The organism is Chryseobacterium sp. ON_d1 (assembly GCF_006829085.1).
Taxonomy (GTDB): Bacteria; Bacteroidota; Bacteroidia; order Flavobacteriales; family Weeksellaceae; genus Chryseobacterium.
The window spans coordinates 23,086-48,081 of the sequence record NZ_BJTC01000015.1 but is presented as its reverse complement, the minus strand read 5'-3'; the positions used below and the strand labels follow the sequence as shown (position 1 = coordinate 48,081).

16 protein-coding genes are annotated in these 24,996 nt (G+C 38.0%); 9 read left to right on the top strand and 7 right to left on the bottom strand.

Annotation, left to right across the window (positions count from 1 at the left end):
* The first annotated feature begins 40 nt into the window (after positions 1-40).
* From dnaE to CRS_RS20760, 3 genes are all read left to right on the top strand, one after another.
* A complete protein-coding gene (gene dnaE, locus CRS_RS20770) occupies positions 41-4,708 on the top strand; it encodes a DNA polymerase III subunit alpha (RefSeq protein ID WP_142725864.1) in 4,668 nt (1,555 codons plus the stop codon).
* A 348-nt stretch (positions 4,709-5,056) separates the two neighbouring features.
* The gene (locus tag CRS_RS20765) at positions 5,057-8,590 is read left to right on the top strand and encodes a T9SS type A sorting domain-containing protein (RefSeq protein WP_142725863.1); all 3,534 of its coding nucleotides are present in this window, start codon (positions 5,057-5,059) and stop codon (positions 8,588-8,590) included.
* Positions 8,591-8,759: 169 nt separating this feature from the next.
* Positions 8,760-11,084: a GEVED domain-containing protein gene (locus CRS_RS20760; protein WP_172617127.1), complete on the top strand. Its 2,325-nt coding sequence runs from the start codon at positions 8,760-8,762 to the stop codon at positions 11,082-11,084.
* Between the two features lie 137 nt (positions 11,085-11,221).
* Here the strand turns inward: CRS_RS20760 and CRS_RS24530 are convergent, their stop codons facing one another.
* Both CRS_RS24530 and CRS_RS20755 read right to left on the bottom strand, forming a co-directional pair.
* Positions 11,222-11,380: a hypothetical protein gene (locus tag CRS_RS24530; protein ID WP_172617126.1), complete on the bottom strand. Its 159-nt coding sequence runs from the start codon at positions 11,378-11,380 to the stop codon at positions 11,222-11,224.
* Positions 11,381-11,423: 43 nt separating this feature from the next.
* Positions 11,424-12,251, bottom strand: coding sequence for an ion transporter (locus CRS_RS20755; RefSeq protein ID WP_142725861.1), 828 nt, complete (start codon positions 12,249-12,251; stop codon positions 11,424-11,426).
* A 250-nt stretch (positions 12,252-12,501) separates the two neighbouring features.
* On the opposite strand from CRS_RS20755, the gene CRS_RS20750 reads away from it, so the two are divergent.
* The 3 genes from CRS_RS20750 (at position 12,502) to CRS_RS20740 (ending at position 15,353) form a co-directional block, all read left to right on the top strand.
* On the top strand, positions 12,502-13,350 hold the full coding sequence (locus CRS_RS20750; protein WP_228451314.1) for a hypothetical protein: 849 nt from the start codon (positions 12,502-12,504) through the stop codon (positions 13,348-13,350).
* 126 nt (positions 13,351-13,476) lie between these two features.
* The gene (locus CRS_RS20745; protein ID WP_142725859.1) at positions 13,477-14,574 is read left to right on the top strand and encodes a Nif3-like dinuclear metal center hexameric protein; all 1,098 of its coding nucleotides are present in this window, start codon (positions 13,477-13,479) and stop codon (positions 14,572-14,574) included.
* A 2-nt stretch (positions 14,575-14,576) separates the two neighbouring features.
* The gene (locus CRS_RS20740) at positions 14,577-15,353 is read left to right on the top strand and encodes a zinc ribbon domain-containing protein (protein WP_142725858.1); all 777 of its coding nucleotides are present in this window, start codon (positions 14,577-14,579) and stop codon (positions 15,351-15,353) included.
* Between the two features lie 235 nt (positions 15,354-15,588).
* Here CRS_RS20740 and CRS_RS20735 read toward each other — a convergent pair whose 3' ends face one another.
* Positions 15,589-17,367, bottom strand: coding sequence for a long-chain fatty acid--CoA ligase (locus CRS_RS20735; RefSeq protein ID WP_142725857.1), 1,779 nt, complete (start codon positions 17,365-17,367; stop codon positions 15,589-15,591).
* A gap of 367 nt (positions 17,368-17,734) precedes the next feature.
* Between CRS_RS20735 and CRS_RS20730 the strand changes: the two genes are divergently transcribed.
* A complete protein-coding gene (locus CRS_RS20730; protein WP_142725856.1) occupies positions 17,735-18,874 on the top strand; it encodes an acyl-CoA dehydrogenase in 1,140 nt (379 codons plus the stop codon).
* Positions 18,875-18,897: 23 nt separating this feature from the next.
* Complete coding sequence (locus tag CRS_RS20725) at positions 18,898-19,263, top strand: hypothetical protein (RefSeq protein WP_002980711.1); 366 nt, start codon at positions 18,898-18,900, stop codon at positions 19,261-19,263.
* A 211-nt stretch (positions 19,264-19,474) separates the two neighbouring features.
* On the opposite strand, the gene CRS_RS20720 is transcribed toward CRS_RS20725, so the two are convergent.
* The 4 genes from CRS_RS20720 to CRS_RS20705 all read right to left on the bottom strand — a co-directional run bounded on the left by CRS_RS20720 (position 19,475) and on the right by CRS_RS20705 (position 24,047).
* Complete coding sequence (locus CRS_RS20720) at positions 19,475-20,419, bottom strand: DUF4349 domain-containing protein (protein WP_142725855.1); 945 nt, start codon at positions 20,417-20,419, stop codon at positions 19,475-19,477.
* 455 nt (positions 20,420-20,874) lie between these two features.
* Complete coding sequence (locus tag CRS_RS20715; protein WP_142725854.1) at positions 20,875-22,470, bottom strand: peptide chain release factor 3; 1,596 nt, start codon at positions 22,468-22,470, stop codon at positions 20,875-20,877.
* Positions 22,471-22,630: 160 nt separating this feature from the next.
* Positions 22,631-23,341, bottom strand: coding sequence for a hypothetical protein (locus CRS_RS20710; protein WP_142725853.1), 711 nt, complete (start codon positions 23,339-23,341; stop codon positions 22,631-22,633).
* 1 nt (position 23,342) lies between these two features.
* Positions 23,343-24,047: a hypothetical protein gene (locus CRS_RS20705; RefSeq protein ID WP_142725852.1), complete on the bottom strand. Its 705-nt coding sequence runs from the start codon at positions 24,045-24,047 to the stop codon at positions 23,343-23,345.
* A 108-nt stretch (positions 24,048-24,155) separates the two neighbouring features.
* On the opposite strand from CRS_RS20705, the gene CRS_RS20700 reads away from it, so the two are divergent.
* Positions 24,156-24,986: a CPBP family intramembrane glutamic endopeptidase gene (locus CRS_RS20700; RefSeq protein WP_142725851.1), complete on the top strand. Its 831-nt coding sequence runs from the start codon at positions 24,156-24,158 to the stop codon at positions 24,984-24,986.
* Positions 24,987-24,996: the final 10 nt, after the last annotated feature.

Genomic DNA, 24,996 nt, shown 5'->3' with positions numbered 1-24,996 from the left:
ACTTTACATTCTCTTTTTTATAAAAAAGTTAGAAAATTATATGTATTTAATTTTTGACACAGAAACAACCGGTTTACCAAAAAATTTCAATGCTCCGCTTTCAGATTCTGATAACTGGCCGAGAATGGTCCAGATTGCATGGCAGCTGCATGATGATGATGGGAATTTAATTGAAAATCAGGATTATATAATAAAGCCTGAAGGGTATGATATTCCCTTCAATGCAGCAAGAATTCACGGAATTACAACAAAGATTGCCAATGAAGAAGGTCGTGATCTTCAGGAGATTTTAGAAGAATTTTCTAAAGTTCTGGAAAGAGTAAGGGTTGTTTCAGGACATAATGTGGAATTCGACTACAATATTGTAGGAGCGGAATTTTACAGGAAGAACCTTAAAGATAATCTGCAGGAGAAACCGAAAGCAGATACCATGATATTGGGAACCGACTTCTGTCAGCTTGGTGGAGGTCGCGGAGGAAGATTTAAACCCCCGAAACTTGAAGAGCTTTATGAAAAGCTTTACGGGAACAAATTTGATGAAGCCCACAATGCTGCTGCCGACGTAAATGCAACAGCGCGTGCTTTCTTTGAAATGGTGAGAATTGGGGTAGTTCCCGCAGAAACCTTAAAGATCTCTGAGGATCAGCTTGCTTATTTCAAAAGTCTTTATCCGGATCCGATCAAACCTTTTAATATTGTTATCAGAAGGCAGGTTGCTGATTTTCATAATAAGAAAAAGCAACAGGATTTTGGAAGCATTGACGAAATTGATTTAGGTAAATATTTCAATTTTGATAACCACAGTGTTTTTTCCACTCTAACGGCTACTTCCAGTATCAATGATCTGATTAGAAAAGCTTCTGATGAAAATTTTCCTGCCGTAGGAATGGTGGATCTTGGAAATATGATGGGGGCTTTTAAGTTTGTTTCAGCGGTAGAAGGAGCTAACGGTGACAGAGCTAAAAAACATAAAGAATACCTGGCTAAAAAACTGGAGGCAGAAGAAAACGGAACAGAATTTAATGAAGAGGAACCTGCTTCTGAACCGCTTATTCCTGTAGTGGGCTGTGAATTTTATATTTCAGACCGTTATGAACAAAAGCAGTTTACCAAGGATGATCCCGACAGGAGAACACAGGTAGTCCTTTTGGCAAAAGACTTTAACGGGTATAAAAACCTGGCAAAGCTTTCCAGTATTGGTTTCCTTAAAGGTTTCTATTTTGGAGTTCCAAGGGTGAGCCGTGAGCTGATTGCCCAATATAAAGAAGGGGTGATTGCTCTGACTTCGGGGATTATGGGAGATATTCCTGATGCAATCTTAAATACCGGTGAACAGAAAGGAGAGGAGCTTTTTAAATGGTGGAAAGACACTTTTGAAGATGATTTTTATGTACAGATTCAGAATCACAAACTGCCTGAAGAAGAGCATTTGAATGAGGTACTGTTATATCTGGCAGATAAATATAATGTTAAAATCTTAGCGCAGAACGAGACTTTTTATACCAATAAAGATGACGCTAATATTCAGGATATCGTCAGCTGTATCAAAGATGGAGAAAAGCTGACAACACCTATAGGGAAGGGATTTGGTAAAAGAAGAGGTCTTGCGACAGGTGAGTATTACATTAAAAATTCTGATGAAATAAAAGAGGCTTTTTTAGCATATCCTGATGCTTTTGATGCCTATGAGGAGTTTACAGCGAAATTTAAACCCTATACCTTAAAAAGAGACGTACTCCTTCCTAAATTTGATATTCCCGAAGAATTTATCCATGCAGAAGATGAGGTAGATGGAGGGAAAAGAGGGGAGATGGCTTATTTGACCCATCTTACCTATGAAGGAGCAAAAAACAGATATGGAGCAGATGGGATTACCGATGAAATTAAAGAACGTCTTGACTTTGAGCTTGAAGTAATTGCCAATACCGGTTATCCAGGATACTTCCTTATTGTACAGGATTTCTGTAACGAAGCCCGTAAAATGGGCGTCTGGGTGGGACCCGGAAGAGGTTCTGCTGCAGGATCTGCTGTGGCTTACTGTATTGGAATTACCAATGTAGACCCTATTAAATATGATCTCCTTTTTGAGAGATTCCTGAATCCGGAAAGGGTATCCATGCCCGATATTGATATTGACTTTGATGATGAAGGAAGGGACAGGGTTATCAAATGGGTAATAGAAAAATACGGACAAAGTCAGGTAGCACAGATTATTACTTATTCTGTACTCGGAGGGAAGTCTGCCATTAAAGATGCCGGTAGGGTATTGGATGTTCCAATTCCCGATACTAATAATATTGCCAAGCTGATTCCTTCCACACCAGGGATGAACATAGCAAAAGCTCTGGCGAAATATGATAAATTAAAACCGGAAGAACAGATGCTTGTTGATGAAATGAGATACGTTCTGGACAGTCCGGATGATTCAAGACACGGGGTTTTGGCCAGTGCTAAAAAGATGGAAGGCTGTATCAGGAATACAGGAATTCATGCCTGTGGAGTAATCATTACACCGGAAGATGTAAGTAATCTGGTTCCGGTGACCATTGCCGCAAAAGATGCTGACATCCTCGTATCTCAGTTTGATAACTCAGTGGCAGAAAGTGCAGGTCTTCTGAAGATGGACTTTTTGGGACTAAGGACACTGACCATCATCAAAGATGCTTTAAAACTGGTGAAGGCAAGGCATGGGGTCGATATTGATCCGGATCTTATTCCTCTTGACGATACCAAAACATATCAGCTATTTAAAGAAGGAAGAACAGTCGGGATTTTCCAGTATGAAAGTCCGGGGATGCAAAAATATATGAGGGAACTTAAACCAACGGTTTTTGCTGACCTTATTGCCATGAATGCCTTATACCGCCCAGGACCAATTAAATATATTCCAAACTTTATCAACAGAAAGCATGGAATCGAAGAAATCGTTTATGACTTACCGGAAACAGAAGAATATTTAAAAGAAACATACGGGATTACTGTTTATCAGGAGCAGGTAATGCTTTTGTCACAGAAGTTGGCCAATTTTACCAAAGGTGAAGCCGATACGCTTAGAAAGGCAATGGGTAAAAAGCAGATCGATGTTCTTAATAAAATGTACCCGAAATTCATTGAAGGAGGTCGGAAAAACAATCTGAATGAAGAGAGGCTGGAGAAGATCTGGAACGACTGGAAAGCTTTTGCCGAATATGCCTTCAACAAATCTCACTCAACATGTTATGCCTTTATTGCATACCAGACTGCATTTTTAAAAGCAAATTATCCTGCAGAATATATGGCGAGTGTAATGAGTAATAACATTAACAATACAGATTCAATTACCATGTTCATGGAGGATTGTAAAAGTATGGGTGTGGATGTATTAGGTCCTGATGTGAATGAATCTCAATATAAATTCTCAGTAAACGAAAAAGGACAGATCCGCTTTGGGCTGGGAGCGATTAAGGGAATCGGGGAAGGACCGAGTGAAGCGATTACAAGGGAAAGAGAAAACGGAAGGTTTAAGAATATCTATGATTTCTTTGAGAGAATATTACCTTCCCAGATGAATAAAAGGGTAGCGGAGAGTTTGGTACTAGCCGGTGCTTTTGATGAATTGGATTCTTTCCACAGAGGTCAGTATTTTGATATTGATATGGCCGGAAAGACAAACCTTGAAAGACTGATCAGGTATGGACAGAGTTTCCAGGAAAGTAAAAACGAGATGGAACACTCTTTATTTGCAGACTTTGCAGAAGAAGTTCAGATTGAGCAGCCTAAACTTGCACCATGTCCGGAATGGCCAAACATGCATAAGCTCAATAAAGAAAAAGAGATTATCGGTTTCTATCTTTCTGCACATCCGCTGGATGAATTTAAATATCAGTTTCAGTTTATGCAGGGGCAGCTTTCGAAGAAAGCAGTTCTGGAGAAAGATGTGGAAGAGAAGATCGTGACAGATGAAGCTCCGGTTCTTGAGCAGGACTCACAGGATGAAACTGTTGATTTAAGTGAGATTGTTTCTGATGATATGTCAGTGGGAGAGGAGGAAGTCATTGAAGAAGTGACCAAAAAAGCAGAACCAAAAGGAAACTTTCTGTTCCTGAATCTCGATGAGGTAGATGCTTACAAAGAGCAGGCTTTTGCCAACAAACAGGAGGAATTGTTTGAGGAAAAAAAGAAAGACTGGAAAACCCTGCAGAAAGAAAGAGAAAACGGAGGTGGAGGAAAAGAATATACAGTGGCTGGCCTGATTACAGAATACAGGGTTCAGGATGGTTTCAGAAGTGGCGAAAAAGTAGCTTTTGTTACGCTTGAAGATTATTCCGGATCATATTCATTCAGGTTGGGAGACCGGGATTATATGAGGTTGAAGGAAAAGCTTGAGGTTCAGAGATTTGTTATTTTTAAGATAAAATTTGCTCAGGTAAAGGACGGAAGAGTATTTGTCAATGTTGTTGACGTTATAGAGCTCCAGGAGGCATTTGAGAGATTTGCAAAAAGCATATCGCTTGTTATGGATGTTATGGATGTAAGACCGGAAGATCTTGATTTTTTCAGAACAGTTCTGGATCGGAATAAAGGAAATCAAAAGCTGAAGTTCTTTATTAAAAACCTTGAAGATGATTCTCACATTGAAGTACAGTCTATGAAACATTCGGTAGATCTGAATGGAGATCTGATTAAAGAAATTCAGTTATTAAATAAATATGAGTTCTATTTGAATTAGAATATAAAAATACTGATTAAAAAAGAGTGGCTTAGGTCGCTCTTTTTTTTGTTTACATATTAAGAATATTGATGAAAAATTTTAAATATGTTTTTATGTTAAATAGAAAAATTTTCTGAAGTCTATTTTAATTATATACTATATTAAATATCTGATTATCATTATTTTAATATTTTTCAATAGATTGCGAATTATCTGTTAATTTTAAATAAACGTTTGATTTTATCTCATTTTTAGTTTGTTTTTATTTGTTTTTATTTAATATTTTATGATAATTTTTAATATTATGGTTAAACTATCAATTAATATTTATACATTTACCGCCCTAACTTTTATTATTTACTATTTATGAAGAAAATTTTACTCACGTGCCTGACAGCATTCTACTACTGCGTGTCTGCACAGGTTGGTCCGCCTCAGCTCACCACTCCCAATACGAATAACGGATATGGCTTTACCCAGTCTACCGGAACGTATACACCATTGTCTGCAAACAGAACAATATGGCAGTCCGGAGCTACAATAGGAACTGATCTGGTATCGGGAGCTATTCCCTTGCCAGGCCCTTTTACTTACAATAATCAGAAGTATACTTCTGTTTATATCAGTAATAATGGTTTTATTACATTTGGAATTCCTGCATCCAGCACAACTTACACGGGATTATCCTCCGATATTTCACCGACTACTTATGATGGTGCTTTTGCAGGTTTTGCAGCCAATCTTCGCCATGCTAATACCGCTACATCTGAAATTGCCTATGAAACAGTCGGTTCAAAATTTATTGTACAGTTTACAGATGTACAAGGTAATTCGGCTTCTTCAGCACAGCTTCTTAATTTCCAGATTCAATTAGATCTTAATGCCAAAACAATTGCTATTGTTTATGGAAACTGTGTTTCAGGAACTTCAACCCTTACTGGACAGGTAGGGATCAGAGGATCAGAGAGTTCTGATGTAAATAACTTAACAGGAACAAACTGGACTTCTCTTGCGGTAGGAAGTTCAAACAGCTCTACAGCGACTTTAGGAACTACAAACGGAACAACGGTTCCTGCCTCCGGATTGACATTTACTTATACTCCGGGAACATGGCAGACGCCGCCTGCAACCTATGCAGCATTACCTTTCATGGAAAGTTTCAGTACGTGGGCAGACGGTAACTCCACTTTAGACCTGCCGAATGCCAGTTATTGGAGAACATGGCCGGCGAGAGGAGACAATTCCTGGAGACAAAGTGATATTGCGACAACAGGATTTACTTCTGCTTCAGGTTGGTCTGGTTCCAGTGGATCTTCTACTGTTTCTGCCCCTGCAGTAACTCCTGCAGCCCGTTTCCACTCTTACAACTGTCAGTATGCTTCCGGATATATGGACTTGTATGTCAATCTATCTTCGGGTTCAGGTACCAGATATTTAAGTTTTGATTATATCAACCCTTCAGGAACTGATGTCTTGAAAATTCAGCTTTCCACTGACGGCGGAAATACATTTGTAGATGTAGGTTCTGCATTAGGCGTTGCTGCATCATGGACATCTAATTTTATAGACTTAGGGTCATCCAGTCCGACTGCAATCGTAAGATTCTTAGCCAAAGGGGATAACGGAAGTGATGATATCTATGTGGATAATGTTAAAATCTCAGCCATTACAATTCCTGAGTGTACGGTAATTACTACACCTGCCAATGCGGCTACAGGAGTTGCTGTAACACCAAATATCAAATGGAATCCTACAGCTGGAGCAACTTCTTATAAGTTAAGTCTGGGAACTACTCCGGGAGGAACAAATGTGATGAACGCAGTAGATGTAGGAAATGTGGTTACTTACACGCTTCCGGCTGCAAATCAATTATTATATAATACTACCTATTATGCAACTGTACAGCCTTCCAACAGTAACGGAACTGCCAGCGCATGTAACCCGGTATCATTTACCACTAAAAATATTGGCTGTCCTTCCGTTACTGCACCTGCATCAGCGGCATCAGGAGTTTCTGTAACTCCTACAATCACTTGGGGAGCTGTAACAGATGCAACCGGGTATAAACTGTCTATCGGTACTACGACTGGCGGAACTGATATCATGAATAATGTTGATCTAGGAAACGTGACAATCTATACACTTTCTAACCCATTAGCCTATTCAACAAAATACTATTATACAGTTAACGCTTATACACCAACAAGTAATTCTGCTTCTTGTACAGAGCGCAATTTTACAACAGTTTGTACTTCAGAAAATGCGCCGACGGCATTGCAAGGCTTTACTGCATTCACTCCAATGTGCTGGTCAGTGGCTAAAGGAGATGTTACCGCATCATCTACTCTGACTTATGGGTCGAGCAAATGGGCTGCCGAGGCAGGATTTGCAAATGCAGGATCTAATGCGGCTGTAAGAATCAATCTGTATGGAACCAATACCGGAGACTGGTTGATTTCTCAGCCCATTAACCTTGGTTCTACTCCAGGAATGTTTAGAATGAAATATAAAATGGCTGTTACCAGTTATTTAGGAACTGCTTCTCAAACAACTCTGGGAACCCATCAGGTGAGAATTATTGTCTCTACAGATGGTGGTACTACATGGAGTAATACGAATGTAATAAAAACATATACAGGAGCAGGAACATATTCTAATACGAGTCAAACAGAAGTAATCAACCTTACAGGATATTCAGGAAATGTTAAAATTGCTTTTGTTGCAACTACAAGTTCCAATACCCCGGACATTGATTTCCACGTTGATGACTTTGTGGTAGAGGCTATACCAACATGTCAGGAACCCGCTTCTCCTGTTGTAGCCAATCCTACAGTTTCCACTGCAGATCTATCCTGGACGGCACCATCTACTACACCGGCCAACGGATACGAATATTATTACAGTACAAGCAGTACACCACCTGCTGTTAATGCCCAGGCTAGTGGATCAAGCAGCACAACTTCAGCTCCTTTATCAGGACTGGCTTCAAGCAGTACATATTATGTTTGGGTAAGATCAGTTTGTAGTGTAGGAGATAAGAGTCCTTGGGTAGGGCCAGCTGTTTTCAATACAGTTTGTGGTACTGTATCAGCTCCGTTCTCTCAAAACTTTGATGCAGGGATTTCTCCTAATTGCTGGAGTAATGTAAATCCTACGGCAACGACAACGGATGCCAATCTTTTCTGGAAGTTCACAGGATCAGCAGACTATGGGGCAAATACCGCTAACAATGGAAAAGCAGCGGGTACTTATGCTTGGGTAGATGCAAGTTCACCATACAGTGGAGCAGGTGTCAATACGGTACAGTTAGTTACTCCTTCTATCAATCTGACAGGGTTGACAGCTCCTTTCGTTTCTTTTGACTGGTTTAAAAATCATTCTACTTCTACTAGTACTACAGTTTCTCCGTCTACTTATGACAACAATAAACTTACTGTAGAAGTGAATAATGGAAATGGATGGGTAACTATCTTTAGTGATAATTCGAACTTAAACCAATGGAGAACTGTTGGTGTTCCTTTGGCAGCTTCTTATATCGGCGCCACTATTCAGGTTAGATTTACTGTTGATAAAAATGTGAGTGGTAACGGATATTTCTATGATGATGTCCTTTTAGATAATGTGGAAGTAAAACAGAACCCTAATCTGGCAACTTCTGAAACTTCTGTAAAAGATAATACAATCAAGGTATACCCGAATCCGTTTACTGATTCTTTAACAATCTCTGATATATCTAAAGTACAGTCTGTTTCTGTTGTTGATGTTGCAGGAAGACTTGTGAAAACTATAGAAGCTCCTGCTTCAGTACTTCAGTTAAGAGATCTGAAAGAAGGGATATATCTTGTGGTTCTGAATATGAAAGATGGATCTAAACAAACCGTTAAAGCCATTAAAAGATAAATAATTTCTAAATAAAATATCATAAGGAGACTGCTCAGTGGAGCAGTCTCTTTTTATATTCCTTATTTTTTATTTTTTAAGATAAAGTTTGATTCGTTATGATATAATTAAAAAAATATTTTTTTTATTGTTGATTTTCACTAGATTTGAATAACTAATAATGTGTTTTATGAAAAATATTTTACTCGTTGGTTTTTTAATGACCGGCCTTTTATCCTCCGCGCAAACTTACTGTACGCCTGCGTTTGCGAGTGGATGTAATGGAGGTGATATGATCGACACCTTTATGATTCCGACAGCCGGATTTGGACATCAGAATACAGGCTGTTCTGCTAATGCATATGGAGATTATACATCTATGACCATTAACATGAGCGCAGGACTGAGCTATGACTTTAGTGTAAAGCATGACTACAGCAATCAGAATGTGCGTATCTGGATAGATTTTAATAATGATGGTACTTTTGATGATGCGGCTCCTGAGCTGGTGGCTTCTGCAAGTAGCGCCTCTGTAGGAGGTGTCAGTATGACTTCCGGACAGATAATCATTCCATCAACAGTAACTCCGGGTACTTACAGAATGAGAGTGGGAGACAGGTATTCCAGTCAACCTGTTCCCTGCAATACAGATGGCTATGGCGAAGCTCATGATTATACCGTGGTCATTGGATCGGCTCCAACCTGTTTGGCTCCTTCTGCTTTAACGGTATCTGCTGTTACAGCTAATTCAGCGCAGATAGCATGGACAGCACCATCTTCAGCACCAGGAGTTGGCTATGAATATTATTATTCAATTTCCAGTACCTATCCTACTGCTGCTACAGTCGCTTCAGGGTCAAGTACTGGATTAAGTACCAACTTGCCTTCACTTACACCGGCAACTACGTATTATGTATGGGTACGCTCTGTATGTAGTGCATCTGATAAGAGTGCATGGTCTCAGATGGCTACATTTATGACATCCTGTGTTGCTGTAGGAGTACCATATACATTGGATTTTGAAAGCATTACGGCACCTGACCTTCCTAATTGTACCTCAGTAGTCAATGATGGGGCAGGAAATATGTGGGAGACCGGGAATCTTGATGCTCAGGGATTTACAGGGAATGTTCTTGAATATTCTTATAATTATGCCAATAACGCCGATACCTGGTTTTTCACCAATGGTATTAATCTTACTGCCGGGGTTACGTACAGAATCAAATATAAATATGCCAATGCAGAAGGATTTGTATATGCTGAAAAGCTAAAAGTGGCCTACGGAACCTCTGCTACAGGAGCAGGTATGACCAATACATTAGCGGATCATCCGAATGTTGTCATCAGCTCGGCAACCAGTAATTTTGTGAATTTTACACCAACTGCCACAGGCGTATATTATTTTGGGTTCCAGGCATACTCTGATGCTAATATGAACAAACTTTATGTAGATGATATTAATATCGATGTAGCACCTTCTTGTAGTGAACCTACTGCGGTAACAGCTTCGAACGTTGCAGCAAATGGAGCTACGGTTTCCTGGACTGCGGCGACTCCTGTGCCGGCAAATGGTTATGATATTTATTACAGTACAGCCAATACAGCACCTACAGCAACAACTACCCCTAACGTTACGGGAATTACAGCAACTACCTATAATATTCCTAGTTTAACTCCTGCTACTGTATATTACGTATGGGTAAGATCTGCTTGTAGTGCTGCCAGTAAAAGTGCATGGAGTACTATGGCAACATTTACCACTCTTTGTACAAGCATTGGATTACCTTATACTCTTGATTTTGAAAATGTTTCTGTTCCGGCTCTTCCTGGCTGTACAGCAGCAGTAAATGCAGGATCAGGGAATAATTGGGAAACAGTGGATCCTCCAACAGATAGTCAGGGATTCACAACCAATGTATTAAGATATCATTATAATTCTGCAAATCCTGCTAATGCATGGTTCTTTACTCAGGGATTGAATTTAACAGCAGGAGTACAGTATACAATTACTTATAAGTATGGTAACAATTCATCAACTTATGTGGAAAAATTAAAAGTAGCATATGGAACTTCCCCTACTGTAGCAGCTATGACGGGGTCTATCGCTGATTATCCTTCGATCAATGATGAAACAGCTCATACAGAATCTGTAACATTTACTGTTCCTGCAACTGGTGTATACTTCTTTGGATTTAATGCATATTCAGATGCTGACCAGTATAATCTGTATGTAGATGATATAAGTGTTACAAATGCAAACCTGGCAACAGCTGAAGTGGCAGTAAATAAAAATGGAATTAAAGTATATCCAAATCCGTTTACGGATGTATTGAATATCTCAGATGTTAAAAATGTGAAAACAGTATCTGTGACAGATGCAACAGGAAGACTGGTGAAAACTATTTCCAATCCTGAATCTGTAATCCATTTAAGAGATTTGATGCAGGGGGTTTATTTGGTAACTCTTGAAATGAAGGATGGAACTAAACAGACCATTAAGGCTATTAAAAAGTAATTTATCATTTAAATAAAAAGAGAAAGACGGTTCAGTGATGATCCGTCTTTTTTAATACAGCTATTGATTTCAAAATAAATACAATAAAAAAGATGGGGAAAAATATGTACTCATCTTTTTATTGTATCCTACGATTATCATTTATTGGGTACCGGCTGTATATCGCCTTTGTTCATAAGATCAAAAACAGTAGGGAAGAACATGACTAATATAAAGTAGATGATGATCATCAGTGCTACGAGGGCAAAAAGGATAATCACTAAACTATTCGGTTTGTTTTTCTTTTTAGGTTCCATGATTTTGTGGTATTTGGTGAATAAATTTTACTTATATCAAGTATTAAGCTAATTTCTTGCCACATTTCTTGCAATACCTTGCATCATCATCAATGTCGTCATTACCACAGCGTTCACATACCAGTTCCAGGTTTTGTCTTTTGTTCCTCATTTCTGCTGTCACAATACCGGTGGGAACAGCAATAATGGAATAACCGGCCAGCATCAGAACAACCGCAAAAAACTTTCCTAAAGGGGTGATAGGAGAGACGTCACCATATCCTACAGTGGTTACAGTAACAACTGCCCAGTAGATAGATTGGGGGATCGTTTCAAACCCTTGTCTGCCTCCTTCTACCATAAACATAAGCGAGCCTACAATGACAGAGAAAATAATCAGGAACAAAAGGAATATGTAGATTTTTCTTGAACTGTTTTTTAAAGCTCTTACAATCAGGTAACCATCATTCATAAAATCCAGCAGATTGAAGATTCTGAATATTCTCAGCATTCTCAGCATTCTGAAAATCAGGAAATACTTAGTGACAGGAAAGAAAAAGCTGAGATAAAAAGGAACAAGCGCCAGAAAATCTATAATCCCGAAAAAACTGAAAATATAACTGCGTTTATTTTTTACCACAGCAATCCGCATAGAGTATTCCAGGGTGAAGAAAATCGAGATCACCCATTCAAGGATCAGAAAAGTATAATGGAATCTTTTATCGAGCTTAGGCACACTTTCCATCATGATAATAGCTGTACTTATAAGAATTAAGGACAATAATATGATATCGAAGAGTTTTCCAAGCTTTGTATCGGAGCGATAAATTATCCGGTAAAGGTATCTTTTCCAAAGTTTGTCCTCAGGAATAAGATTATGTTCTCTTTCCATTTCTATAGGGTTATTTCACGGCGAAGTTAATAATTTCTATGATGTATAGAGTAAATATATGACTGTTAAAAGATTCCTGCAAATGTTAAAGGAAAATCTGTCATCAAAAAGTGAATTATTATCAATTAATATACTGGTTTTCAATGCGTTGTATTTATCAAAATACGAATAAAAAATGACATATAAAAATTTATTTTTTAACATTTTTTTATTCCAAGTTTGTAATTTTATTCTACAAAAGCTTTATATCATGAGAAAAATTTTAACCTTGTCTATACTGTTTTTAATAAGCAGTTTTATGTATGCTCAGGTTGGGATTAATACTTCAACACCTAATGGTGCTGCAGTACTGGATATAGTTTCCAACCAGAAAGGGATTCTTATCCCACGTCTCACCGATACAGACAGGAATACGTACCTGGCTGATAATGATGCTTCCACAGTACCGCCTGCAGGTGTTGCGAATGCTAACCTTACTGCAGGAACTCTTATTTTTAATACGACAACGAATAACTTCCAGTATTGGGACGGTACCCTCTGGAGACAGCTTTTTGTTCCCACATCTTCTCAGGCCGGTAACGACGGTGTCGTTAAAATAAATTCTGGAAACGCAAATGTAAAACCCTCATTCAGTTTAAGTGCAGCAGGAAGCGGCTATGGTGCAAGACAGCAGGTGCTGTATGCCACACCGCTGGTCTTTGCTCCAAGTCCTACAACAAGCTGGCCGGAAACCACAGTTCCATTTCCGGGAGTAACAAGCAACATCTACATTTCTGCTACCGGTAAATGGAGGGAAAATGAAATTAACGGGCAGGTTCATGTCTGGAGGGTAATCGCTACTATTACTCCGGGATCCAACTCTTCAGGATCAATAAAAGCTACGTTTAAAAATCCCGACTCTGGTTTTGAAATTAACTCGATCCAGTTGGTTCCAAGCGGTTCAAGTGGAACGGGTAATATTCTTACTTTTTATTTCTATACCATTGCAGACCCTGCGAGTCTTGACCCGGGAAAAGGATATCAACTTTTTATGGAATCAGATATAAACTGCAATGTGGTAGTAGAATCCTTTACCAGAGTATCTCTTTTCAAAGATTAACAGCCTTTTTTATTCTTTTTAATATCATGAAACCGGTTGATGAAACCGGTTTTTTTATTGCATCAGAAATTTTTCCGGATCTTTATTAAAATTAATATCTTCGCTGTAACTGTAAAATATAAACCAATGAAGCTAAAAACTGTAATTGCAAAGATTGAAGAAGAAATAAGTATCAGACAGGCCGAAGATTTTGATAATGTAGGATTGCTATGTGGTGTTTATGACCGTGATGTATCAGGAATTCTGGTATGTCATGATGCACTGGAAAATGTAGTGGATGAGGCAGTGACGAGAAACTGTAATCTGATCGTATGTTTCCACCCTATTATATTTTCCGGGCTAAAATCCCTTACGGGAAAAAATTATGTGGAAAGAGCTGTTTTAAAGGCTATTGAAAATAAAGTGGCTATCTATGCTATACATACCGCGTTCGATAATGACTTCTTTGGGGTAAATTACGGGATATGCAGACAGTTGGGACTCAAGAACATGAAAATTCTTCAGCCGAAGGAAAATAACTTGAAGCAGCTGACAGTTTTTGTTCCAAAAGAATATTCAGAAAAGGTAAAAGAGGCTATGTTTTCAGCTGGAGCAGGAAACATCGGATTCTATGATGAATGCAGTTTTACAGTGAACGGAAACGGAACATTCAGACCTGTAGAAGGTTCAAACCCGTTTTCCGGGCAGCAGGGAATCCGTGAAAATGCAGATGAAGATATGATCTCTGTAATTTTTGAAGGCTTTAAACAGGGGCAGATTGTAGGAGCAATGAAAGCAGCTCATCCTTACGAAGAAGTAGCGCACCAGGTATACAGTCTGGATAATAAAAACCATTATGCCGGACTGGGAATGTATGGAGACCTGGAAGAAGAAATGGACGAAAAAGATTTTCTTGGTTTTGTAAAAGAAAAGTTTGGCCTTGAAGTCATAAAACATTCGGCTTTCAATAATAAAAAAATCAAAAGAGTAGGGGTTCTGGGAGGCTCAGGGGCCAGCGGAATACGATCTGCAGCGGCTAAGAAATGTGATGCTTATCTTACAGGAGATCTTAAATACCACGACTATTTTTTAGCAGAGTCTAAAATGCTGATCTGTGATATAGGACATTATGAATCAGAACAATTTGTTACTCAACAATTATTTGAAATTTTATCACAAAAATTTAGTACATTTGCAATTTCAAAATCTATTGAAAAAACAAACCCAGTAAATTATTTCATTTAAATATGGCAAAAACCAACGATATTTCAGTTGAAGAAAAATTAAGAGCTTTATACGATTTACAGATCATTGATTCAAGATTGGATGAAATCCGAAATACTAGAGGAGAATTGCCAATTGAAGTTGAAGATCTTGAAATCGAGATTGAAGGTCTTGAAAAAAGAGCTGAAAAATTTCATGCTGATATCAAAGATCAGGACGATCAGATCAAAACGAAGCATGAAGTGATTAACCATGCTAAAACTTTAATTGAGAAATACAAATCTCAACAGGATAATGTAAGAAACAATAAGGAGTTTGAAGCGCTAGGAAAGGAAATAGAATTCCAGGATCTGGAAATTCAGCTTGCTGAAAAAAGAATTAAAGAATTCGGAGCTAAAATTGCTCACAAAAACGAAACTTTAGCTGAACTGAACGCAAAGATCGACGATTTGAAAAGCCACCTGAAATTCAAGAAAGAAGAATTGGATGGTCTGATCTCTGAAACGCAGAAAGAAGAAGAATATCTTCTGGAGCAGTCTAAAGAATTCGCAGGTAAAATCGACGAAAGATTACTGGCTTCTTACAACAGAATCAGAACTAACTCTATCAACGGTCTTGCTGTAGTAGGATTGGAAAGAGGAGCTCCGAAAGGATCTTTCTTTACTATCCCTCCTCAGAAACAAATGGAAATTGCTCAGAGAAAGAAAATCATCATTGATGAGCACTCTGGAAAAATCCTTGTTGATGATGAATTGGTAATGGAAGAAAACGAAAAAATGAAATCTGTAATTAAATTCTAATTATTGATTTTAAAGCATATAAAAGCTGTTTCAGAAATGAAACAGCTTTTTTTATCTGGATTGATCTGAAGATAGCAGTACAATTTAAACAAAGTAGTGTTGCAATTGATTCAAAACCTGAATGGTGGGAGTCAATAGGAACGGGCTTTAGCCCGTTTTTATCAAAATAAGCTTTAATATTGGCTTAGCCAGAACCTATAAAAAAACCGCCTCAAATGAAGCGGTAGATAAATATTTAATCCTGATGATCATACATTTTATTATACATAGCAATAAATTTCTCTTTTACCGCTTTTCTTTTCAGTTTTAAGGTTGGGGTAAGCAGCCCGCTTTCAATACTCCATACTTCAGGGGTAAGCTCAATTTTTTTGATTTTCTCCCAGTTTCCAAGGTGCTCATTGATGCCTTCAATTTCTTTTTCAATCCTTTGCTTCAGTTCAGGACTTTTTGCAATCTCTTCCGGTGTGGATCCGATATTCAGATTATTTCTCATTGCCCAGCTTTTTGCAAATTCAAAATCAGGCTGCACCAGAGCACACGGCATTTTTTCACCATCACCTACCACCATGATCTGCTCAATGAATTTAGATGCTTTTGCTAAGTTTTCAATGGTCTGCGGTGCAATATATTTCCCACCCGATGTCTTGAACATTTCTTTCTTACGGTCAGTGATCTGTAAAAATCCGTCACTGTCGATATGCCCAATATCTCCGGTTTTGAAGAAACCATCTTCTGTGAAGGCTTCTTTGGTCATTTCCTCATTCTGGAAATATCCTTTGAATACAGATGGACCTTTTACGGTAATTTCCCCGTCTTCCTGTATTTTTACCTTTAAATTATCCAATGGAATCCCTACGGTTCCCACTTTCATTTTTTCAAAGCTGTTTACAGAAATTACTGGTGAGGTTTCCGTTAAGCCATAACCTTCCAAAATAGGGATTCCTGCATTCTGGAACATTAAGTTAAGCCTAGTAGACAACGCTGCAGATCCTGAAACCAAAGTCACGATTTCACCACCTAAACCTTCTCTCCATTTGGAGAATACCAATTTATCTGCAATAATTTCCTGAAGTCCGGATGGCTTGGAAATGGTTTTCTTTTTACTGATTAGGTTCAGTGCCCAGAAGAAGATCTTTGATTTCAATCCTCCGGCAGAAGATCCTGTGTTGTAAATTTTATCATACACTTTTTCTACCAGCCTTGGTACTACAGTCATATAATGAGGCTTCACTTCTTTTACGTTTTCGCCCATTTTCTCGATACTTTCCGCGAAGTAGAGAGAAAAACCGTTGTACTGATAAAGGTAGAACAGCATTCTTTCAAAAATATGACAGATAGGAAGGAAACTTAAAGCTCTGGCTTCCTTGTAATCAAAACTTCTCTTCTTCGGAATTCTTGGAATGGCCCCCAATATGTTTGAAACAATATTATTATGGGTAAGCATTACTCCTTTAGGTCTTCCGGTAGTTCCGGAAGTATAAATGATCGTCGCCAGATCCTCCGTATTGATCGCGTTGGAAAGGTCATCCACTTCAATTTGGGTAGATTCATCCTTACCCAGATCCAGGATCTCTCTCCAGTTGGCTGCGCCACTGATGTTATCAAAAGTAAAGATCCCCTGTAAGCTCGGTATGTTGTGCTTTACTTTCATTACTTTATTCAACAATTCCTTATCAGAAACAAAACAGTACTGAATTTCGGCATTGTTGAAGATAAATTCATAATCTTCCGGAGAAATACTTGGATACACCGGTACTGAAACGACCCCGATCTGTGAAAGCCCAAAGTCCATAATCGCCCACTCTGTGCGGGAATTGGTAGTGATCAAAGCGATCTTGTCTCCCGGTTTTATGCCCAGCTTCAATAATCCTCTGGATATCTTATTTCCCTCATTAATAAACTCCTGTGTAGAAGTTTTTTTCCATTCACCATGATATTTCGTTACAAACATATCCGTTTTAGGATATTTTTCTAAAGCGTAGTGCGGAATATCGAATAATCTCTTGATCGTCATGATTTTTTACGTAATTTATAAAGAAATTTAAATATAAGCATTTTTTTTAATTGAAAACATCTGAATGAAATAATTAGGAATTAGTTAAATGCTTACCATAATACTTGACATCAAAAAGCCGTCTGGAGTGCGTAAAATGGCGATTGAAATATCATATCATGGATGAATGGTATATGCATCAGGCCGTTTTATTTATTTTCTTCTATCTGAAGAGATTCCCGCTGGGAAACAGAGATAAAGGGATTCCTGTTTTTAATTCTCAAAACACCTCTTAAACTCCCTTTTCTGTGCCCTTTTCCTGCTTTTAATTTAATTTTTTCAGATTTGCTTAAAAAGTGTAAATTTACGGCTATCTAATTATTTTTTTATGGACTTTAATTTATCGGAAGAACAGCTGATGATTCAGCAGGCAGCAAGAGACTTTGCACAGAACGAACTTTTACCTGGAGTGATTGAAAGAGACCGTGACCAGAAATTCCCTGCTGAACAGGTGAAGAAAATGGGAGAAATGGGACTTTTAGGAATGATGGTAGATCCAAAATACGGCGGTGCAGGTATGGACAGTGTTTCTTACGTGCTTGCCATGGAGGAAATTGCAAAAGTGGATGCTTCTGCAGCTGTTGTAATGTCTGTAAACAACTCATTGGTTTGTGCCGGTCTTGAAAAATTTGCATCTGAAGAACAAAAAGTAAAATATCTTACTCCTCTGGCTAGCGGACAGGTAATCGGAGCATTTGCCTTATCTGAGCCTGAAGCAGGTTCTGACGCGACGTCTCAGAAAACTACTGCTGAGGATAAAGGAGATTACTATCTTTTAAACGGGATCAAAAACTGGATTACCAATGGAGGTACAGCTACTTATTATATCGTAATTGCACAGACAGATCCTGAGAAAAAACATAAAGGAATCAATGCTTTCATCGTAGAAAGAGGATGGGAAGGCTTTGAAGTGGGATTAAAAGAAGACAAATTGGGAATCAGAGGAAGTGATACCCACTCTCTGATCTTCAATAATGTAAAAGTTCCGAAAGAAAACAGAATCGGTGCTGACGGATTTGGATTCAACTTTGCAATGGCGGTACTGAACGGAGGAAGAATCGGTATTGCTTCCCAGGCTTTGGGTATTGCTTCAGGAGCTTATGAACTGGCATTGAAATATGCTAAAACAAGAAAAGCTTTCAAAACTGAAATTATCAACCACCAGGCGATAGCATTCAAACTGGCTGATATGGCAACTCAAATCACTGCGGCAAGAATGCTTTGCTTTAAAGCAGCTTGTGAAAAAGATGCAGGAAAAGATATTTCTGAAAGCGGGGCTATGGCAAAATTATATGCTTCTCAGGTAGCAATGGATACGACAATTGAAGCAGTACAGATCCACGGTGGATATGGATATGTAAAAGAATACCACGTAGAAAGATTAATGAGAGATGCGAAAATCACTCAGATCTATGAAGGAACTTCTGAAATCCAGAAAATCGTGATCTCAAGAAGCATCGCAAAATAACATTTATAAATAAACACACTACTATGAAAAAATCTTTGTGGATCACCCTCGGTGTCGTACTGCTGTTACTGGGAGTATTTGTATGGTATAAGTATTACTTCGTTTTCGGAGAAGGAGTAAAATCCGGATACCTGAATTATGCCATGAAAAAAGGATATATTTTCAAAACCTATGAAGGAAAACTGATTCAGGAAGGTTTTGGAAGAGGAAAAACAGGAACAATTACAAGCTATGAGTTTGAATTTTCTGTAGATGACCCTGAAGTTTTCAAACAGCTGGAAACCAACAGCGGTAAAACCTTCGACCTGCATTATAAGGAGTACAACGGTGCCCTTCCGTGGAGAGGAAACACAAAGTTTATCGTGGATAAAGTAGTGAATATGAAATAAAAATAAATAAGGCTCTCAATCTGAGGGCCTTATTTTTACACCAAATCACAAAATATTAATATATGAAATAAAAATTTCCGTTTTCAATTTTGAACTTCGTCTGATTGCGACTGTTCAATTTTTTTATAAAGATAAATATAAGAACTGATTTGAAATTCTAAATGCGATTAAAAAAATATTAAAAATTCTGTCACAAGTATAGACTTAAAATCTAGTGAGAGTCGTTATTTGGAATGTTTTTGTTTCTCTTTTTGAAAAAGTAATATCCAATACCTGCAATCAGGAATATTGGCCATAAGGGAAGGATAAACAGGAAAATAGCAGTAATCACATCCCAGCCTGATTCAATAGCAGCCAGTGATTTTCCGCCGAAAGTAGTAGGTTCTTTTTCTACCCTGGCTTTATCGATGATGCTGACATTGATCGTACAGATTGTATTATCTGTGTAGCTGTGCCCGGAAACCTGAATATCTTTAGTGTCAATATCCCCTGCATTGTTGCTGATGGCATTCATTAATCCGTCGAAGTACTGAATAGGAACTCTGATATCAAGACTATATACTTTTTGATCTTCTCCATGCAGACTTGCAGATTCCACATAAGAAAGATTTTCACTTTTGATGTAGCCATTATTTTTATTGGCTTCGTCTCTGATGATTTCCTTCACCGTTTCTGCATTCTCCGCTTTTATAGACAGATAGCCTGATTTCACCATTTTATCTTTGGAAATATTCAGCTCATAGCTGTTGTTTGTAGGCTTTTCTTTATAAATGATTTTGGTTTCTTTAATAACTTTTGGTGCCGGAGTTTTTACTGTTATTTTTTCAGATTTCCTTTCTGCAGAATCCTTTTTTTCTATTTTTGATTCCAGTTTTGTGGTGGCAATTTTATCAGATAAGGAATCTACCATTTTGGAGGTGTTGTCTATCTTTTGCTGGATGTCATTTTTAGTATTCTCAAAATCTTTTATTTTAATACTGGCAGAATCCATGATCTGGTCTGCTGTTTTACTGGCGTTATCAATAGTTTCCGTGGCAACAGTCGCGGCACTGTCTGCAGAATGGATGGCTTCGTTTATTTTATCCTGTGTAGTATCTGCTTTTTTACACATAATGGAAGTGCTTGCTACAGCAGCCAGTAATATGAACTTTTTCATAAGATTAATTTTTTTGATGAAGTAAAATTAGAAGGGAAGTTCTTGTAAAGATTGTAAATGAAATGTATTATGCCGGTAAAGTAGTAACTCTTATATTTTCAGGGTTTTGTATCTGTTTTACAAAAGATTTACAAAGCGTTTTTCTGAGTTTTAATGGGTGATAAAAGGATTTATACTTCGTAAAGAAGCATTTGGTAACAGGATTTTATTACTTATGGATTTGGACCCTACGGAATGACAAACAGAACGCTGAATTTATCCATACATTTTTGTTTTCTCGCCAAATATTAGTTGAAATCTAAAAATTCCCATCCTTCGGAAGGGGGCGAAAATTCAGAGAATTTTTGACGGGGTGGTTTTGAAAAATACGTTATAAAAAAATCCGCAGAAAATTCCTGCGGATCTGTATCTTAAAGCAAATTCTCCTTTTCGCGATTCTGTCTTTTTATTTCAGCTTAGTTTTCTCTGAACTCACTGATGAAGTGTAATTTCACATTCGGGAATTTTTCCTGCGTCATATGGATCGTGAAAGAAGAATCAGCAAGGAATACCAGTTGGTTGTATTTATCTCTTGCCAGGAATCTTTGTTTCAGTCTTGCAAATTCTTTAAACTCTTCAGATTTCTCATCAGCTTCTACCCAGCATGCTTTATGCATGGATAGGGGTTCATAAGTACATTTTGCACCGTATTCATGTTCCAAACGGTACTGAATAACCTCGTACTGAAGTGCTCCCACTGTTCCGATGATCTTTCTGCCGTTCATTTCAAGGGTAAACAGCTGGGCAACACCTTCGTCCATCAGCTGATCAATACCTTTTGCCAATTGCTTGGCTTTTAACGGATCGCTGTTGTTGATATAACGGAAATGCTCAGGTGAGAAGCTTGGAATGCCTTTGAAATTTAATTTTTCTCCACCAGTCAGTGTATCTCCGATTCTGAAACTTCCCGTATCATGTAAACCTACAATATCACCAGGAAAACTTTCTTCCACCACTTCTTTTTTGTCTGCAAAGAATGCGTTAGGAGAGGAAAATTTCATTTTTTTACCTTCTCTTACCAGCAGATAGTTCTCGTTTCTTTTGAAAGTCCCGGAAACAATCTTTACAAAGGCAAGTCTGTCTCTGTGTTTAGGATCCATATTTGCGTGGATTTTGAAAACGAATCCGGTGAAGGTATTTTCCTCAGGTTTTACCAGGCGGGTATCACTTTCTTTTGGCTGCGGCATCGGAGCGATGTCAATGAAGGCATCCAATAATTCGCGTACACCAAAGTTATTTAAAGCTGAACCGAAGAATACGGGCTGAAGATCCCCCCTCATATAATCCTCACGGTTGAACTCCGGATATACTGATTGGATAAGGTCAAGCTCTTCTCTTAAGGTATTTGCTGCTTTTTCACCAATTACTTCATCAATGGATGAATCATGAATATCATCAAACTTAATAGAATCTCCAACCTTCTGTTTTTTCTCTTCCAGGAATAACTGAATGTTATTTTCCCAGATGTTGTAAATTCCCTGGAAGTCACTTCCCATACCGATTGGCAGTGAAAGTGGACAAACCGTCAATCCCAGTTTTTGTTCTACTTCGTCTAACAGATCGAAGGCATCTTTACCTTCGCGGTCCAGTTTATTGATGAAAACCAGCATTGGAATGTTTCTCATCCTACAAACCTGCACCAGTTTTTCAGTTTGTTCCTCAACCCCTTTTGCAACGTCAATCACAACGATTACGGAATCTACAGCAGTTAATGTTCTGTAGGTATCCTCAGCAAAGTCTTTGTGACCCGGGGTATCAAGAATATTGATTTTGTGGTCTCTATATTCAAAAGCCAGTACGGAAGTTGCCACGGAGATCCCTCTCTGTCTTTCGATTTCCATAAAGTCGGAGGTAGCTCCTTTTTTTATTTTGTTGGATTTTACCGCACCTGCTTCCTGAATAGCACCCCCGAAAAGAAGTAACTTTTCTGTAAGGGTTGTTTTTCCGGCATCCGGGTGGGAAATGATCCCGAAGGTCTTTCTTTTTTGTATTTCTTTGATTAAGTCTGACATATCGTATTTTGAAGTTGCAAAAATCGTGATTTTTTACGAGGTTTTCAAATTTAAATTAAGACAATATTCATTAGGCAGAAGAATAGAAAGATAGCTGCGCTTGAGAATAAAAAATATAACTCTGAACTATCTGTGATTGGCTTTGCTTCAATTTTATTAATCAAACAAACATTTTCATTAGCAGTATAACAACATAAACCAATCCGGCTGCAGCCAATATAAAAACTGCAGCCATGATGTATTCAAAGATTCCAAATTCAGTTTTCTGAGGTTCTGAAGTAAGATTGTACTGTTCAATTGTCTGTGGAGTTATTCTCAGATCAGGACGAAAGTGTTGAATACCCAGCAGAAACTGCCGATACAGATCATATTGATTACTTAGAATCACCAGCTCAAAATTGAAATCTACAGTTGCTGGTAAAATTTTTCCTGCTTTATTTTTCAGATAGATTCGTAATGTTGTCTTGCCATATTTTATAGTCTGCGTGTTACAGACCTGTACATCACCGGATGAATTTTGAGCAGACTGAAGGTCTTTATATAAAATAGTTTCAATGATGGTATTCCGGTTATTATAGAATGTTACTCCTTTTTCATCCACCATGGCTTTTCGGATCTTTTGCTTTTTTCTGTGGGTTAAAGCCATTATCAAAACTATGCAGCAAAACATAAGGAGAAGCTGGGCAATAAAAAGCGTGAAAAAAATACCGGGATCATTTTCTAAGTATTGTCTGAAATTATTGCAAAAAAAACTGAAAACGGTCCCGGTTACTATAATAATCAGAATAACAGCTATCCAGATAAGCCCCATTAAAAAATAAGTAACGGGCTTATTGATTTTGGATTCTATAGCGTGGAATTTTTCTGTCATATCAGTGTGGATTTTCAGATAATAAAAAAACAAACCCGAGTATAAGCACTGTAACCATAAGAGCTGCTAGAATTAAAAGCCAGCGTCCCAAAGAAACCCCTTTGCTGTTTACCTTCCATGTTTCCGTATTTATAGAATAGGTACGGAAAACAAGAGGATCCACCTTTAGGTCAGGCCGAAAAGTAACAATTCCATGAAGGAAATGAGTGTACAGAGCAGATTTATTTTTGACCACCTTCAGGGGAAGATTCATATCAATGCGTCTTGCAGCCACTTCTTTGTGCTCTGATAGTGCTGTAATTTCCAGTAAAGGAGCCATACCTGATCCCACCGGGCTGACTGTGTAAATATCAAAATTCTGTTTTGAAGGCCGCAGATCTGTATAGAGTATCTGATCTGTAATTTCATTTTTTGTGTTATAAAATAAAAGCCCGGTTCCGTCAACGACAATTTTATGCACTTGTTTTTCTCTTTTGATAATATAATAGCGAATAACAGGAATCAGAATCAGCAATGAAAACCCCCAGCCAAAGAGTACCGGATAAATCATTGTTTCAAATCCTCTTTTATAAATTCCATAAGCAGGTCCTACCAGGAAAAGAATTGTGAAAGGAATCAATATGACAGAGAAAAGTATATACAGAATAATGGTCATCAATCTGTTTGTTGTAGATTCAATCTTCTGGAACGGATTTTCTGTATTCATTTTGTGATGTTGATGGATAAAGGGACGAAAATAAGAAAATCCTTTTTTAGTTGCCTGTAGCAGTCAAAAAAATTATCTTTGTTTCTGATAAACTTTTACAGAGAAAGGATGGAAAATAGCAAATACCCAAAGTTTACCTTCACATGGATTGGCGGTGTGGTTTTGGTCGTTGGATTAGTCGTGGGAACAATGGCTGTTTCTTTATTCAGTACTTTTTGGAAAGTTGTTTTCAGGGAAAATATTGAACTGAAAGACTGGTTTATGATGGTAGCGAATTCTGTAGGATTTCTTACAGCAATTGCCTTTTTTGATTTTTTCATTGTAAGGCGTACTACACAAAAGAAGCTTAATTTCAATTTGTCATCAGTTAATTTTTCTACCTATCTCCTGATTTTTCCAATGATGGCAGGGATGATGTTTATTTCTGAGTTTGTTGCGGCCCAGATCCCTACTTCAGGACCTTTTTTCGGAGATTTTTATGAGTATTTTACTCAGTTGATGAGCCAGCTGACCGACAATCCGGTTGTTATGATCATGATGACAGTCATTATGGCTCCGGTTTTTGAGGAGATTATCTTCAGAGGTATTATTCAGAAAGGATTGATGAATAAAGGAGTGAAACCCTGGAAAGCGATCTTATATGCCTCCATTATTTTTGGAGTCGTTCACGGGAACCCCTGGCAGTTCATCAGTGCAGTAATGCTGGGCTGTGTGCTGGGATTGGTATATTATAAAACAAAATCTTTACTGATACCGATGCTTTTGCATGCTTTTAACAACTTAACCCTGTCACTATTGGTGCTGTACGGTAAAGATGAAAGTTTTGCAAAAGTTCTTCATATTTCGGAATGGCTGGTTCTGGCCGTAGGAATCGTACTTTTCTCTTTATTTTATTATTTATTTATGAAAAAATATAAAGTACATTATGCTGAAATGTAATACACCGGGC